Annotated in this window: 15 protein-coding genes; 6 read left to right on the top strand and 9 right to left on the bottom strand. The window is 44.4% G+C overall.

The window, feature by feature from the left end; all coding sequences use genetic code 11:
* Nucleotides 1-255 precede the first annotated feature (255 nt).
* From AAEO56_RS15225 to AAEO56_RS15205, 5 genes are all read left to right on the top strand, one after another.
* Nucleotides 256-1041: a DUF3050 domain-containing protein gene (locus AAEO56_RS15225; protein ID WP_341697919.1), complete on the top strand. Its 786-nt coding sequence runs from the start codon at nucleotides 256-258 to the stop codon at nucleotides 1039-1041.
* Between the two features lie 104 nt (nucleotides 1042-1145).
* On the top strand, nucleotides 1146-3182 hold the full coding sequence (locus AAEO56_RS15220) for a M43 family zinc metalloprotease (protein ID WP_341697918.1): 2037 nt from the start codon (nucleotides 1146-1148) through the stop codon (nucleotides 3180-3182).
* Nucleotides 3183-3317: 135 nt separating this feature from the next.
* Nucleotides 3318-4352: a sensor histidine kinase gene (locus AAEO56_RS15215; RefSeq protein ID WP_341697917.1), complete on the top strand. Its 1035-nt coding sequence runs from the start codon at nucleotides 3318-3320 to the stop codon at nucleotides 4350-4352.
* Nucleotides 4349-5032, top strand: a complete 684-nt coding sequence (locus AAEO56_RS15210; protein WP_341697916.1) for a LytR/AlgR family response regulator transcription factor — start codon at nucleotides 4349-4351, stop codon at nucleotides 5030-5032. Before AAEO56_RS15215 ends, AAEO56_RS15210 begins: the two co-directional genes overlap by 4 nt.
* A gap of 191 nt (nucleotides 5033-5223) precedes the next feature.
* Nucleotides 5224-6606 carry a T9SS type A sorting domain-containing protein gene (locus AAEO56_RS15205; protein WP_341697915.1) on the top strand — a complete coding sequence of 461 codons (1383 nt, stop codon included), beginning with the start codon at nucleotides 5224-5226 and terminating at the stop codon, nucleotides 6604-6606.
* 76 nt (nucleotides 6607-6682) lie between these two features.
* On the opposite strand, the gene AAEO56_RS15200 is transcribed toward AAEO56_RS15205, so the two are convergent.
* The 7 genes from AAEO56_RS15200 to trmB all read right to left on the bottom strand — a co-directional run bounded on the left by AAEO56_RS15200 (nucleotide 6683) and on the right by trmB (nucleotide 11598).
* Nucleotides 6683-7009, bottom strand: coding sequence for a 2Fe-2S iron-sulfur cluster-binding family protein (locus AAEO56_RS15200; protein WP_341697914.1), 327 nt, complete (start codon nucleotides 7007-7009; stop codon nucleotides 6683-6685).
* A 133-nt stretch (nucleotides 7010-7142) separates the two neighbouring features.
* Nucleotides 7143-8195 carry an NAD(P)/FAD-dependent oxidoreductase gene (locus tag AAEO56_RS15195; RefSeq protein ID WP_341697913.1) on the bottom strand — a complete coding sequence of 351 codons (1053 nt, stop codon included), beginning with the start codon at nucleotides 8193-8195 and terminating at the stop codon, nucleotides 7143-7145.
* Nucleotides 8196-8283: 88 nt separating this feature from the next.
* Entirely contained in the window at nucleotides 8284-8523 is a 240-nt protein-coding gene (locus tag AAEO56_RS15190; protein ID WP_108776756.1) for a NifU family protein, read from the bottom strand.
* Between the two features lies 1 nt (nucleotide 8524).
* A complete protein-coding gene (locus tag AAEO56_RS15185; RefSeq protein ID WP_341697912.1) occupies nucleotides 8525-9655 on the bottom strand; it encodes an Mrp/NBP35 family ATP-binding protein in 1131 nt (376 codons plus the stop codon).
* Between the two features lie 283 nt (nucleotides 9656-9938).
* Nucleotides 9939-10274: an MGMT family protein gene (locus AAEO56_RS15180; RefSeq protein ID WP_341697911.1), complete on the bottom strand. Its 336-nt coding sequence runs from the start codon at nucleotides 10272-10274 to the stop codon at nucleotides 9939-9941.
* Nucleotides 10275-10284: 10 nt separating this feature from the next.
* A complete protein-coding gene (locus tag AAEO56_RS15175; protein WP_341697910.1) occupies nucleotides 10285-10920 on the bottom strand; it encodes a LysE family transporter in 636 nt (211 codons plus the stop codon).
* A 3-nt stretch (nucleotides 10921-10923) separates the two neighbouring features.
* The gene (gene trmB, locus AAEO56_RS15170) at nucleotides 10924-11598 is read right to left on the bottom strand and encodes a tRNA (guanosine(46)-N7)-methyltransferase TrmB (RefSeq protein ID WP_341697909.1); all 675 of its coding nucleotides are present in this window, start codon (nucleotides 11596-11598) and stop codon (nucleotides 10924-10926) included.
* A gap of 96 nt (nucleotides 11599-11694) precedes the next feature.
* On the opposite strand from trmB, the gene AAEO56_RS15165 reads away from it, so the two are divergent.
* The gene (locus AAEO56_RS15165) at nucleotides 11695-12759 is read left to right on the top strand and encodes a glycosyltransferase (protein WP_341697908.1); all 1065 of its coding nucleotides are present in this window, start codon (nucleotides 11695-11697) and stop codon (nucleotides 12757-12759) included.
* Between the two features lie 156 nt (nucleotides 12760-12915).
* Here the strand turns inward: AAEO56_RS15165 and AAEO56_RS15160 are convergent, their stop codons facing one another.
* Complete coding sequence (locus AAEO56_RS15160) at nucleotides 12916-13959, bottom strand: sensor histidine kinase (protein WP_341697907.1); 1044 nt, start codon at nucleotides 13957-13959, stop codon at nucleotides 12916-12918.
* A complete protein-coding gene (locus AAEO56_RS15155; protein ID WP_341697906.1) occupies nucleotides 13959-14642 on the bottom strand; it encodes a response regulator transcription factor in 684 nt (227 codons plus the stop codon). The genes AAEO56_RS15160 and AAEO56_RS15155 overlap by 1 nt, the downstream gene beginning before the upstream one ends.
* Nucleotides 14643-14714 lie beyond the last annotated feature (72 nt).

Here is a 14714-nt window from a genome sequence, read left to right as displayed (position 1 = left end):
AATGACACATTCATACATCACGAGCACATCATTATACTGTCTACTTGCGTAGCTGATAAGCCAAAACTTTTCAACAATAACCTTTTCGTAAATACACCAATTTAAAAATCTGCTGTACGGCTCAATAATTCTAAAAATACAGAGTTATATTTATAATTTCCGAGTATAGTCAGGCACTATATTTGTATTGGTAAAAACAATTGAAATAAGCTTTTTAATGATGATAGCTTTCCTAATTTTGTAAAAACTGATGCTATGAATACTTTTACAATCAACAACAGCATACTGCCCCAAAAGGAACTGTTGTTACAGCACTCCTTATATGGTAAGGTAAAAACTATTGATGACCTCAGGCATTTCCTGGAAGGGCATGTATATGCAGTGTGGGATTTTATGTCGCTGCTTAAAGCGCTGCAATCCAAACTTACATGTACCACTACCCCATGGCTGCCTGTTGGCAATCCCGAAATGCGTTATCTTATCAATGAGATCGTCCTTGCGGAAGAGACCGATATCAACGCCGAAGGGCAAAGGCAAAGCCATTATGAAATGTACCTCAATGCAATGAAAGCCTGCGGAGCAGACACATCGGCTATTGAAGCATTCCTGGAAGATGTGGTGGAAACCCAGAATATATTTGTGTCCATCAAAAAGAGTGGGCTGCATGAACACATAAAAGGGTTCCTTGATTTCACGTTCCGGGTTATCGACAAAGGCCATCCGCACGAAATTGCTGCGGCGTTTACTTTTGGCCGCGAAGACCTCATACCGTCAATGTTTACCGAGATACTGAAAAACTTCAGGGACAATTTCCCGGAGGCAAACCTTGATAAGCTCATTTATTATTTTGAGCGCCACATAGAATTGGATGCCGATGAGCACGGGCCAATGGCAATGCAGATGGTTACCGAACTCTGCGGCACCGACACCCGTAAATGGAAAGAGGTGCAAGAAGTATCGGTAATGGCTCTCGAAAAGAGGATTGCCCTGTGGGATGCCATTGAGGAGAATATACTCCAGCATGACCTTGCATCGATATAATACTTTCCCCGCCCATCAAGGCGGGGATTTTTTTATGCCTTCCCGTCGCGGTTAACATTATTTTAACTACATTCGGCGCAATTATCCATACTACCAACTATTATATGAAATTAAACTTTACTATCAAAGCCGGCTTGCTTGGCCTGGTTTTATTTTCTGTTGGCGCCAATGCGCAGGACCATCCTTCGAAAAGATTTGGGAGGCCTGTTGAATTTGCAAAATGCGGTGTTACCGAATATGAAGCCCTTTTGCAGAAAAAAAGTCCGCAGAGGGCAAACAAACAGCAGTTTGAACAATGGCTTGCGCCAAAAGTTGCGGAAGCCCGTGCACGCCGCCTCCAAAAAAGCGGGCAGAATACCAACACCGTTGTTAACATCCCGGTGGTGGTACACGTAATACACAATGGCGACGCCGTTGGTAGCAACGAAAATATAGCCGAAGGGCAGATCCTTTCGCAAATCACAGTACTTAACCAGGATTTCAGGAAACTGCTGAACACGCCTGGCCACAATGACAACCCTGTGGGAGCCGACCTCGAGATTGAATTCTGTATGGCGCAGCGCGACCCTGCCGGGCTTAATACGTCGGGCATTATCCGCTATGACCTTGGTTCTGAAAATGGCTGGGACATGGAGGATGTCGAAGTCCTTAAAACCCAGACGCAGTGGGATCCTACAAAATACCTGAACATTTGGGTAGTGAATGAAATATATGTTGGAGGCTTCCTTCAATTGGCAGGATATGCACAATTCCCTACCGATTCAGGAGTTGATGGGCTTGATGGAGGAACGCCTGTAACTGCCAATACCGATGGTGTGGTGATCGCTGCCAATTGCTTTGGTTCAGCAGACGTTTATCCCGGCGGAAACTATTATCCGAATAAAGACAAAGGAAGGACTGCATCTCACGAGATCGGGCACTTTTTTGGCCTGAGGCATATTTGGGGAGACGAGACCGATTGTATGGGCAATGACTTTTGCGATGATACCCCTGCAGCCGCAGATGCTAATGAGGGATGCCCTGATGCAGACTGGGATTCGTGCCCTAACGATGCGGGCCACGATATGGTGCAGAATTATATGGATTACACCGATGATGCCTGCCTGAACATTTTTACACTAAACCAAAAAGACCGGGTTGTGGCTGTACTTGCCAACTCACCAAGGAGGGCCTCACTTACAACTTCTGACGGATGTGTACCGGGCGAGACCTTCAATAACGACGGCTCCTTGAATATACAAGGTGTAAACCCCGGATGCGGATCTACATTCGCACCAAAGGTTGTGCTTAAAAACACCGGTAATACAACACTGACTGCCGCAGTAATCAATTACTACATCGACGCGCAGTCGCCTGCTACATACAACTGGACAGGAAGCCTTGCCAGCAATCAGCAAGCTACCATCCAGCTTCCGGAATTTACGGTTGCATCGGGCGACCATACCTTTAACGTAGCTATTAACAATGTAAATGGCATGGCCGACCAGGCGCCTGCAAACGACCACAAGTCGCAGGCCTTCACGATCGTTGGTGCATATAACACCGCAGCCGTTATTGTAACTATTATGACAGATGATTTTGGCGAAGAGACTTTGTGGGCGATAGTAGACGGCAATGAAAACCCGATTGCGGCGAATATAGATTTCAATACAGGCGAGTTTAACACCTATGGATCTAATGAGCTTCACACTATAACAGTACCTATCCCTGCCGACGGGTGCTATTCATTTGGGGTATTTGACCTTATGGCCGACGGAATGTGCTGCGAAAATGGAGAAGGCTATTACAGGCTTGAAACTACAAATGGCACGGTGATTACCGAAGGTGGCCAGTTTGGCCAGCAGGTTACTGTAGATTTCAGGATAGACTCTAACCTTGGCATTGGAGATAAAGCGGAAGGCCTTAACCTGATCAGCCTCTATCCTAACCCTGCCAACAGCCAGCTGACGATAGCTTTACCACAGGCAAATGCTTTACCTGACGGCTACACTATATACAATAGCCTCGGACAGGTTATGGGCAATGGCAAATTTGCTTCGGCGGCTCAACAGGTAAACGTTTCGGGCTTTGCCAACGGTGTCTACTTTATCAAAATAGCTTCCGGCGAAAACTCAAAAACACTACAATTTATTAAATATTAAAGGTTAGTAGCCTTTCTTACAAAGAACCCCGGCAAATGTCGGGGTTCTTTATTTTACCGCAATTATCGCCCGTTTCACCTCAAAATTTCGTGTTACATTTTTTTTCTCATTAGTTTTGATGCAACATTTGCCGTTATGACGAAAAAAACGCAATCATACCTGCTCCATATATTGGGAGGCGTACTGTTCCTCAGCATCCCTATACTTTTATCGCCGGACCGCGAATCGCCCAGCCTGTTCCATATAGCGCCTTTCCAGCGTAATTTTGCAATCCATATTCTTTTATTGGCTTTCTTCTATACCAATTATTTTTACTTCATCCCCAGGCTTTATTTTTCGCATAAACGCCTGCTTTTCTTTTTAGCAATAATAGCCTGCTATTTTATCATAGCTTTATTGCCCGGCCTTATGTTGGGGTCGGGAGCTATGCCGGGACACGTCCAATGCCTTCATCACGGGCGGGCCACACTGGGTAACGGCCCCACTTTTGTCCCTTTTTTCCGGGGTGGCTCTGTATTTCAGTTCCTGTTGGTGTTTTTCCTTTCTTTCCTGATGCGCCTGAACCAAAGGCTGGACACCATGCAAAGTGAAAAATTAAAAACAGAAGTATCCTACCTGAAAGCGCAGATAAACCCGCATTTTCTCTTCAATACACTAAACAGCCTGTATGCGCTGGCGCTGGAAAAATCGGACGCCGCACCAGAGGCTATATTGAAACTCTCTGCAATGATGCGGTATGTGGTAACCGAAAGCAGCCATGACAGTGTGCCTCTTGAAAATGAAATAGGCTATGTAAAAAATTACATCAGCCTGCAACAGCTGCGCATGGACGGAGGAACGCCTTTCTCTTTTATAATAACAGGCGATCCTGTCGGAAAAAGAATATCACCAATGCTTCTTATTCCTTTTATCGAAAATGCTTTTAAGTATGGACTGAATTCCGAAGAGGACTCTTTCATTGCCATAGCTATTGATATCACAGACAGTGAGCTGATACTTAGCGTTAAGAACAACAAGGTAGCCATCGCTATACCCGCTGAAGAAAAAAGCGAGCATGGGATAGAAAACACAAAACAACGGCTGGAATACCTTTACCCGCAAAAGCATAACTTGGCTATCTTTGATACCATATCTTCATTTGAGGTTAAATTAACACTGAACCTGGCATGATAAAAGCCATAGCCATAGATGATGAGCCCCTTGCACTTAAGGTGATCGACCATTTTTGCAGGCAGTCGGCAACTGTTATTGAACTGGAAAAAACCTTTACGAATACCGGAGAGGCTTTAAAGCACCTGAAAAAGTTTCCGGTCGACCTGTTATTCCTGGATATCCAGATGCCGGGAAAGAACGGGCTGGAATTTTACAGGCAGCTGGACAGTGATGTCATGGTAATATTTACAACAGCCTATAGCGAGTATGCCGTAGAAGGTTTCAATGTAAATGCTGTAGACTACCTGCTGAAGCCTTTTTCGTTAGAGCGTTTTATGACGGCCATAGACAAAGCAGCAAAGGAACAGAAAGCAAGACAGCAAACAAAAGAGCACAATCACCTGCTGATACGCGCCGATTACAAACTGCACCGCATAGAATTTGACGACATATTACTGGTGGAAGGCCTTGATGATTATATCCGAATACACCTGAAAGATAAAAGCCCGATCACCACAAGGCTATCAATGAAAAGTATTCTTGAGAAACTCCCCGCTTCAGAATTTTTAAGGGTGCACAGGTCATACATCGTTCCACTGAGAAAAGTTAAAACAATTTATAATAAAACCATACAGATAGATGATTTCGTAATTCCTATAGGAGATACCTATAAAGACGAGATAAATAAGCACATTTAACACATGCATTAACGTTTACCGCTTTAAATAGCGTTTTTACCTACATTTTTTGCATTTAACCTTACTTATATTTTAATTTGCATATTGATAATTAGCGAGGAAATTTAACGTTTTTTATTTGAAATACCACTGATTTTAAATACCTTGCGAGACTTTTTTTAAATTAATATTATTACTATTTACCCCAAACAATGAAAAAAACTATATATAGTAAAATTGCTTTACTAGCGGCCCTCTTAACTTTGGGTCTTACTGCGAATGCACAGCAAAAGGCAAAAGCTTTCGGAAGGCCCGTAAAGACAGCCCCAAGCGAAAGCGGCCACATACGCTGTGTATCTACCGAATACGAAGAATATCTTCAGGAAAAGATGCCTGAAAGAGAAACAAAAGAGCAGTTCGAACAATGGATTGCAGGAAAAATAGCCGAGGGAAAAGCACGCAGGCAGGCTTCTCCCAGTAATGAGGCTATCGTAATTACTATACCGGTTGTTGTACACGTAATACACGATGGCGATGCGGTAGGCTCGGGCGAAAATATTAAAGAAGGCCAGATACTTTCCCAGATCACAGTGCTTAACCAGGATTACAGACGTATGGCCGGTACACCGGGATTTAATAGCGATGCGGTAGGGGCTGACATTGAAATTGAATTTTGCCTTGCCAAAACAGCACCGGATGGCACCCTTACCAACGGCATCGACAGGGTAAACCTCGGTCAGACTGAATGGGGCAACTCTGATATTGAAAGCATTATGAAACCGGAAACATCATGGGACCCAACAAAATACTTTAATATATGGGTATGCCGTTTTGGCGGCGACCTTGCTGATGTATTAGGTTACGCACAGTTTCCACAATCCTCAGGTCTTCAAGGACTTAGCGCTCCTTATACTGCTAGTAGGGACGGTGTAGTAATCGGATATCAAAATTTCGGCTCAAGGACAATTTATCCTTCTGGTACTTATCAAACCCCTTATGATAAAGGCCGTACTGCCACACACGAAATAGGCCACGCTCTTGGGTTAATCCATATTTGGGGCGATTATATTGGCTGTAGCAACCAGGCCCAAAATGGCGATTACTGCGCCGATACACCTGTTTCTGAGGATGCGAATGATACCTGCCCGGAAGGCTTTGATTCTTGCCCTTCCCTGCCGGGAGAAGATATGACCAATAATTATATGGATTATACTAGGGATAATTGTATGAATATTTTCACGGCAGATCAAAAAACAAGGATGAGAACTGTAATGCAAAACTCACCAAGAAGGGCTTCGCTTACAACTTCTACAGTATGCCAGCCGCCAACTGCCGGAGTTGAAGATTTCGAATTGCTTAATGGTATAAACCTGTACCCGAACCCGGCACAGGATATCCTGAACATTGCAGTGGAAAATGGCGAACTGCCTGACAGCTTCACCATCTATAACAACCTTGGCCAAACTATTGCCACAGTAAAAGTAAGCAGCAACGCTAACCTTACTATCAACACTTCATCATATAGTAACGGTATTTACTTTATCAAAGTAGACAAAGGCAGCCAGTCTAAAAAACTGAAATTCGTTAAGAACTAATATAACGGTTTAATAAACAGAAAAGCGGGACGTTTTAATGTCCCGCTTTTTTTATTGCATAAATTTAGGTTTTTATTTATTCCTCCGGTGCCAATTCAAGTTCCAACCCTTCCAGTTCTTGCGTTATCGGGATCTGGCAGCCAAGGCGGCTGTTGGGCTTTACGTTGTATGCTTCAGACAGCATGGCTTTCTCATCGGGACCCATTTCGGGAAGCGCAACATCATTCAGGATGTAACACTGGCAGGAAGCGCACATAGCCATCCCACCGCATATACCGATAGTACCTTCGGGAGCCAGTTCGTAGGCGCGGCAAAGTTCCATAATGTTCATGGCCATGTCGGTAGGCGCCTGCACTTCGTGTACAATGCCTTCGCGGTCGGTTATTTTTAGGGTTACTTCCATTTTTTTTGTTTCAGGTTTAAAGTTTAAGGTTTAAAGTTTAAGGTTTAAAGTTTAAGGTTTAAAGTTGCTTACTCATACTCCCAAGCCTTTCGGCAAGAGTGGAACCTGAAACCTTAAACTTTAAACAAATAAACTATTCTATCGCTTTTACCACCTGCTTCTCGGCTTCCTTGCGGGTGCCGTCAAAGCCATCGACACCACTTACGGTAGTGTACTTAAGGACGTATTTCTTGCCGGGGTTCAACTTGTTATAAACGCTTTGGCACATCAGCGTTGCCTCATGAAAGCCGCACAATATCAGCTTCAGTTTGCCGGGGTAGGTATTAACATCGCCTATCGCATAAATGCCTTCTATATTTGTCTGGTAGTCCAGCGCGTTGTTTACCTTAATAGCGTTCTTTTCTATTTCAAGGCCCCAGTTGGCAAGCGCACCCAGTTTTGGCGTAAGCCCGAATAGCGGAATGAAATAATCGGTTTGTATTTTCCTGTTTGAGCCTTCAATGTCGATATCCAGTGCCTCAACCTTTTCCGATCCGTGTATGCCGGTTACTTCGGCAGGTGTTATCAGGTGTATCTTTCCTGCCTGTTTCAGTTCCTGAACTTTCTCAACCGAATCGAGCGCACCCCTGAATTCATTGCGCCTGTGGATAAGCGTAACCTCTGATGCTACATCGGCGAGGAAAACGCTCCAGTCCAGGGCAGAGTCGCCACCACCCGCAATAACGATACGCTTATCGCGGAAAAGCTCGGGGTCTTTTACAAAGTACTCCACGCCTTTATCTTCGTAGAAAGCTATGTCTTCAATCAGCGGCTTGCGAGGTTCAAAACTCCCCAGTCCACCTGCTATGGCTACGGCTTTGGCATGGTGCTGCGTGCCTTTATTAGTCGTCACTATAAAAGTGCCGTCTTCGAGTTTCTGTACCGTTTCGGCCTTTTCATTCAGCGTAAAGCCCGGCTGGAACTGCTTTATCTGCTCCATCAGGTTATCTACCAGGTCGCCTGCCATTACCGAGGGGAATCCGGGTATATCGAAAATCGGTTTTTTTGGGTAAAGCTCTGTAAGCTGTCCGCCCGGTTGCGGAAGGCCGTCTATAATATGGCATTTCAGCTTGAGCAAGCCTGCTTCAAATACGGCAAAAAGCCCGGTAGGGCCCGCACCGATTATTAAAATGTCTGTTGTAATCATTATATGTACTATCAAAAGCGGTTTGAGGCAAAGTTCCCTAAAACCACTTTCTTAAAATATGATGGTTATCAGCTTTTGCTGGAATATTTTAGGCAACGTTTACTACCGTCTCGATCTGTGGCGCATACTTCTTAATAGTAGTCTCCACGCCTGCCTTGAGTGTCATCTGGTTCACGCTGCATCCCACACAGGCACCTTCAAGGCGCACCTGCACGTGCTTGTCGTCCTCAATGCTGATAAGCGAAATATTCCCACCGTCAGACTCAAGGAACGGGCGGATCTCATCGAGGGCCCTCTCTACACTGCTTTTAATCTCTTCTGTTGTCATTTTATTTCTTTTTTACTGCTGAACAGCCAGCCATCGTCGTTATTTTAATTGCTTCAGTTGCCGGAAGGTTATCATTCCTGTTTACCGTTTCCTGTACCACCTCGCGTGCCAGCGCTTCAAATGCTGCTTCGAGCGGGGTAGCAGTCTGCAATGCCGCAGGCCGCCCGTAGTCTCCGGCCTCACGGATGCTTTGCACTAATGGAATTTCTCCCAGGAAAGGCACCTCAAGGTCCTCCGCAAGATTTCTTGCGCCTTCTTTACCAAAGATATAGTATTTATTATCAGGAAGCTCGTCTGGTGTAAAATAGGCCATATTTTCTATGATGCCCAGTACCGGAACGTTGATACTTTCCTGACGGAACATTGCCACACCTTTTTTGGCATCGGCCAAAGCTACAGCCTGCGGCGTGCTCACTACAACCGCGCCTGTTACCGGCAGCGACTGCATTATAGAAAGGTGGATATCTCCCGTTCCCGGCGGAAGGTCGATAAGCATAAAGTCAAGTTCACCCCAGTCGGCATCAAATATCATCTGGTTCAGCGCCTTGCTGGCCATTGGCCCGCGCCATATCACTGCCTGCTCAGGGCTTGTAAAAAACCCTATCGATAATATCTGCACACCATAGTTTTCGATAGGCTTCATTTTCGATTTACCGTCAACCTGTACCGATATAGGGCGCTCGCGCTCCACATCGAACATTATTGGCATCGATGGCCCATAGATATCGGCATCCAGTACACCTACTTTAAAGCCCATCTTCGCTAAAGTTACGGCAAGGTTGGCCGTAATGGTAGATTTCCCTACGCCTCCTTTACCCGATGATACTGCAATAACATTGCTGATACCCGGTATGCCTTTCCCTTTGATCTCGGGTTTTTCAGGAGCTTCAACCTTCACATTTACCTTTACTTTCGCATCGGCGTATATTTTTTCCTGTATGGTCTTGATGATGTCGGCTTCAGCACGCTTGCGAATGTGCATTGCCGGGTTGTGCATTACCAGCTCTACCACCACTTCATCGCCAAATGTAAGTACGTTTCTCACGGCTCCGCTTTCTACCATATTCTGGCCTTCTCCGGCAAGTGTTATGGTTTCCAGGGCCTTCAGTATTTCTTTTCTGTCTAGTTTCATAATGTATCTAACAGCCTCTTATTAAGACTGAATTCAAACAACAAAGATAGTGTGAAAAATTTATTCGGGAAAGGTTTTTTTGTTGGAAGTCGGAGGTCCGAAGTCGGATGTAGTGGGTCGGCAAGTCGGTAGTCAGATGTTGGAGGTCGGATGTACAGTACAAGCCGAGGTTGTAAGTTCGATTACTGAATTCGATTACTGAAAATGAAAAATTGGAGCCTATGCTATTTACGTTTGGGACATCAAGCATCGGACTTCTCACCTCAGACTTCGGACTTTCTTCCTAAAACCCCAGTTCCTTTACCGGATCCCAGAAGAGTTTATCGAATTTTACAACCTTGTTTTCTTTTACTTTAACGCCTTCATTTTCGAGCAGTTGCTGCATGAGGTTAGTTCCTTCAAAATGGTGCTTGCCCGATAGCAGCCCTACGCGGTTTACCACACGGTGTGCCGGAATATCGTCGCGGCCACCACAGGCATTCATCGCCCACCCTACCATCCGTGCGGAACGTGACGCGCCAAGATATTTTGCAATAGCGCCATAGGATGTAACCCTGCCATGAGGCACCTGCCTTACCACTTCATATACTCGTTCGAAAAAGTTATCGTTATCCGCCATAACAGTTTGGTTATTGGCTGCGCAGTATCTTGATAAGCGTAAGTATCGCGACCATGCCCGTTACCCCGCCCAGGAAATAGTTGACGTTCTTCATGAAAAAATCGGCTTTATGCTCCAATTTTTTAAAGAACACAATGTAGAGGTAAAATATAGAGAATGAACCGATGACTACCCCTATTACGAATAGGAACACGAACAGGTTGGTAAAGTAAAAATAGTTATACGACGAAAAGGACACGCTGATGAATACATAATAGGGTATCGGGAAGAAGTTGAGCGCCGATAGCAATGCCCCTAAAAAGAAGTTACTGGTACGGCTTTTCAGCTTCACCAAATCTTTGCCTTTTTTTACTTTTTTCTTTTTTGCAATGAGTAAAAAGTAAAGCGTAAGTATCGAGAATATAACCAGGCCGGTTTCTTCGAGTATATGAATAATATCGGGCCTGCTATAGAGGAACTTGGCAAACGAAACTGCAATATAGGTTTGGAAAAAAACCACGGTGGATGCCCCGAGGGCAAAAATAACCGCACTTTGCCTCCCTTCCTTCAGGCTGATCTTGGCTGCCGTCATGTTGAGGAGCCCTGGAAGGACTACACCTACAGAAGACAGCACAATGCCCAAAAGCAGCGGAAGGATTATCTCCATAAATTATTTTATTTTGAACCGTATATAGGTTATCGCTTTGTCTTTCTCCAGGTATTGCTGCTCATAAAAAGTCTGTATGGCAGTCACTATTTCCGGCGCTCCCTCATTACGGTACACGTGGTGGTTAGCATAAATAACCTCGTGCCCTTCACCATGCAGCAGGCCAAGGGTGTAGCCGTGCATAAATTCGCTGTCGGTCTTAAGGTTTACCACGCCATCCGGTTTCAATATCTTTTTATAGCGCTGAAGGAATTCGGCATTGGTAAGCCTGTGCTTGGTACGCTTGTATTTTATCTGTGGGTCGGGGAAGGTGATCCATATCTCCGAAACCTCGCCATCAGCAAAGAAATTTTGGATAAGCTCTATCTGGGTACGGAGGAAAGCAACGTTATCCAGGCCGTTTTCTACCGCAGTCTTGGCTCCCCTCCAAAAACGGGCGCCTTTTATATCTATTCCGATATAATTGTTTTCGGGATACCTTTCGGCCATGCCAATAGTATATTCGCCTTTGCCACACCCCAGTTCGAGCACAATGGGCTTGTCGTTTTTAAAGAATTCAGCATTCCATTTTCCTTTTAAAGGAAACTCACCTGAAACCGCGTCTTCCCTTGTGGGCTGCAGTACATTTCCAAACGTCTCATTCTCCCTGAACCTCTTTAATTTATTCTTGCTTCCCACTCTTAAACTTAAATTTTTGGTAAAATTAGGGAAATATACGACACTGGGAATAATTTTAGATTGCACTTATTAAATAGTTATTAAAAACACCCTGCTTTGCATTCAAAAAAGAAAATTCTCGTGGCTCCGCTCAACTGGGGACTTGGCCACGCCACACGTTGCATACCCGTAATTGAAGCGCTCGAAAATCAAGGATACGAACCCATTATAGCATCTGATGGCGCTGCACTTGCCCTGCTCAAAAAAGAATTCCCATGGCTTACGTCGCTCGAACTGCCTTCTTACATGAATGACTATTCCCAAAACGGCAGAATGTTCAAACTGAAGCTACTTTTGCAAATGCCTGGTATTTTCAGGGCAGTACGGCGTGAAAATGCTATCATTACGCAACTGGTAAAACAACAGCAACTGGCAGGAATTATATCTGACAACAGGCTTGGGGTATACTCAAAAGAAATTCCATCGGTTTTTATCACCCACCAATTGAATGTGCTTACTGGCAACACAACATGGCTTGCCACCATGATATACCGCAAATATGTAAAAAAGCATAATGAATGCTGGATACCTGACGTTACCAACTCCCCTAACCTTTCCGGCAGGCTTGGCCATGTTGAGGACGAAGAATCGCTTCAGCTTAAATACATCGGCCCGCTGAGCAGGCTGCATAAAAAAGCGCTGGAAAAAAAATATAATTTAATGGTACTCCTTTCGGGTGCCGAACCGCAAAGGGCTTTGCTCGAAAAACTGCTTAGGGAAAAGCTTGCAGGGTATGAGGGACGGGTACTTTTTATACGCGGAGTAGTTGAAGATGAAGAAGTAATGACCGTTTGCGGCAACATCACTTTTTACAATTTCATGAACACCCCTTCGCTGGAACAGGCTTTTAACGAAAGTGAGATGGTACTGTGCCGGTCAGGCTATACTACCATAATGGATCTCGCCAAATTGTGTAAAAAAGCATTCTTCATCCCTACGCCCGGCCAGTATGAACAGGAATACCTGGCAAAAAAACTAAAGCGCTCGGGATTGGTACCGTATGCAAAACAGGATGCCTTCAGGATAGAAGACCTGCAAAAAGCAGACCTTTACAAAGGCCTAAAAAACATGGGGAATGATATTAAATGGAAAGACTTGTTTAGGCTTTTCGAGGGGAAATAATGTAAGGAAAGATGCCTGTTTTTTTTGAATGTCACGCAAAGGAGCAAAGCCGCTAAGACTCATGCCGAAAAGTCTGCGTTTTAAGACGCGAAGGCATTGCAAGCAATATTTATTCCCTTAAAAGTTTTTGATTAAGAAGAAAACAATTGAAGTAAATTACTTCGTTTTCTCTAAAGTAAATGAAAACTCAGAGCCTTCGCCGTGCTTGCTTTCCACATAGATCTTTTCGTCGTGGCCTTCGATAATGTGCTTCACGATTGACAGCCCTAAGCCTGAGCCGCCTTCGGTACGTGCGCCGCTTTTATCAACCCGGTAAAAGCGTTCAAAAAGCCTTGGGATATGTTTTTTCTCGATACCCTCGCCATTATCTTTAACCCGCACAATAATCTTATTGTTTACCAGGTCTTCTATGCTTATTTCGGTAGTACCGTTGTCTTTCCCATATTTTATAGAGTTCACCACCAGGTTGGTTATAACCTGCTGTATCTTTTCCCTGTCGGCATATACCATTATTGGCTTGAGGTACTTCATGTCGAACATAAGCATAATGCTTTTCTTATCGGCCTTCATTTCCAGCAGGTCAAAAACATTCTGAACTACTTCCACAATATTGAATTTGGTATAATTCAGGTTCAGGTCGCCCACCTCAAGCTTGGTAATCATGTCAAGGTCCTGCACGATATAGATGAGCCTTTCCACACCTTTTTCGGCACGTTGCAGGTATTTTTTACGCAGGGTTTTATCGTTCATAGCGCCATCGAGCAGCGTAAGGAGGTAGCCCTGAACAGTAAACAGCGGTGTTTTTAGCTCGTGCGAAACGTTACCCAAAAACTCGCGGCGGTACTCTTCGCGTATTTTAAGGGTTTCGATCTCGATTTTCTTATCCCGCGCAAACTTTTGTACTTCGCGGGTAAGGGTGGCCATGTCTGTAGTAATGGATTTGTTCCGGAAGGTACTCGATTCGAGCAGCGAAACATCGTCGTATATTTTTTTTACCCTGCGGTAAATGAACCGCTCTACACGGTACTGTATTACAAAAAAAGAAAATATAAAAAGGGAAACAACAAATATGGCAATAAAATCCCATCGCAGGATAAGGAAGAAATACATCATAGCAGCCAGGAACCCTGTAGAGAACAGCGTAATGTATAATGCTGACTTAACAGCAAATTTGTATGTCTTCTTAAAACTTATTGCCACTAAACTTCGAGCTTATAGCCCACACCCTTTATGGTTTTAAATAAATCCTCTCCTATTTTTTCGCGAAGCTTGCGAATGTGAACGTCTATTGTCCTGCCACCTACAACCACTTCATTACCCCACACTTTGTCCAATATCTCTTCCCTTTTAAACACCTTGCCCGGTTTTGAGGCCAGCAGGTAAAAAAGTTCAAATTCTTTTCGGGGGAGCACAATTTCGCGGTCTTCCATAACGATCTTGTATTCTTCGCGGTTAATTTCTATCGACCCCACACGCAGCACATCGTCCTTGCTTTCATCATCCTTCAGCCTCCTTAGCAGCGCTTTCACTTTGCTTACCAGCAATTTCGGCTTTATAGGCTTGGCGATATAATCATCTGCCCCGGCATCAAAACCTGCCACCTGCGAATAATCCTCGCTGCGGGCAGTAAGGAACGTAATAATGACATTGCTGAGTTCCGGCATCCTCCTTATATTCTCTACTGCTTCCATGCCGTCCATTTCGGGCATCATAACGTCGATTATTATAAGGTGCGGCAGTTCTTTTTTTGCTTTAGCAATCGCCTCACGGCCATTTGCTGCTGTTACCACCTGGTAGCCTTCCTGAGAAAGGTTATATCCTACAATTTCCAGGATATCCTGCTCATCGTCAACTAATAAGATCTTAATGTCTTTTTTCTTCATAGTAACACGTATGTGTTTGTTTTTCGGTGGTAAAGGTAAAGATAATACAAAACGTTTAAACGCCTTAACCGT

Origin of the sequence: Flavobacterium arundinis, from assembly GCF_038289855.1 — a bacterium.
Lineage (GTDB): Bacteria > Bacteroidota > Bacteroidia > Flavobacteriales > Flavobacteriaceae > Flavobacterium > Flavobacterium arundinis.
The sequence above is the reverse complement of the archived record's forward strand: the minus strand, read 5'-3'. Positions and strand labels throughout refer to the sequence as shown.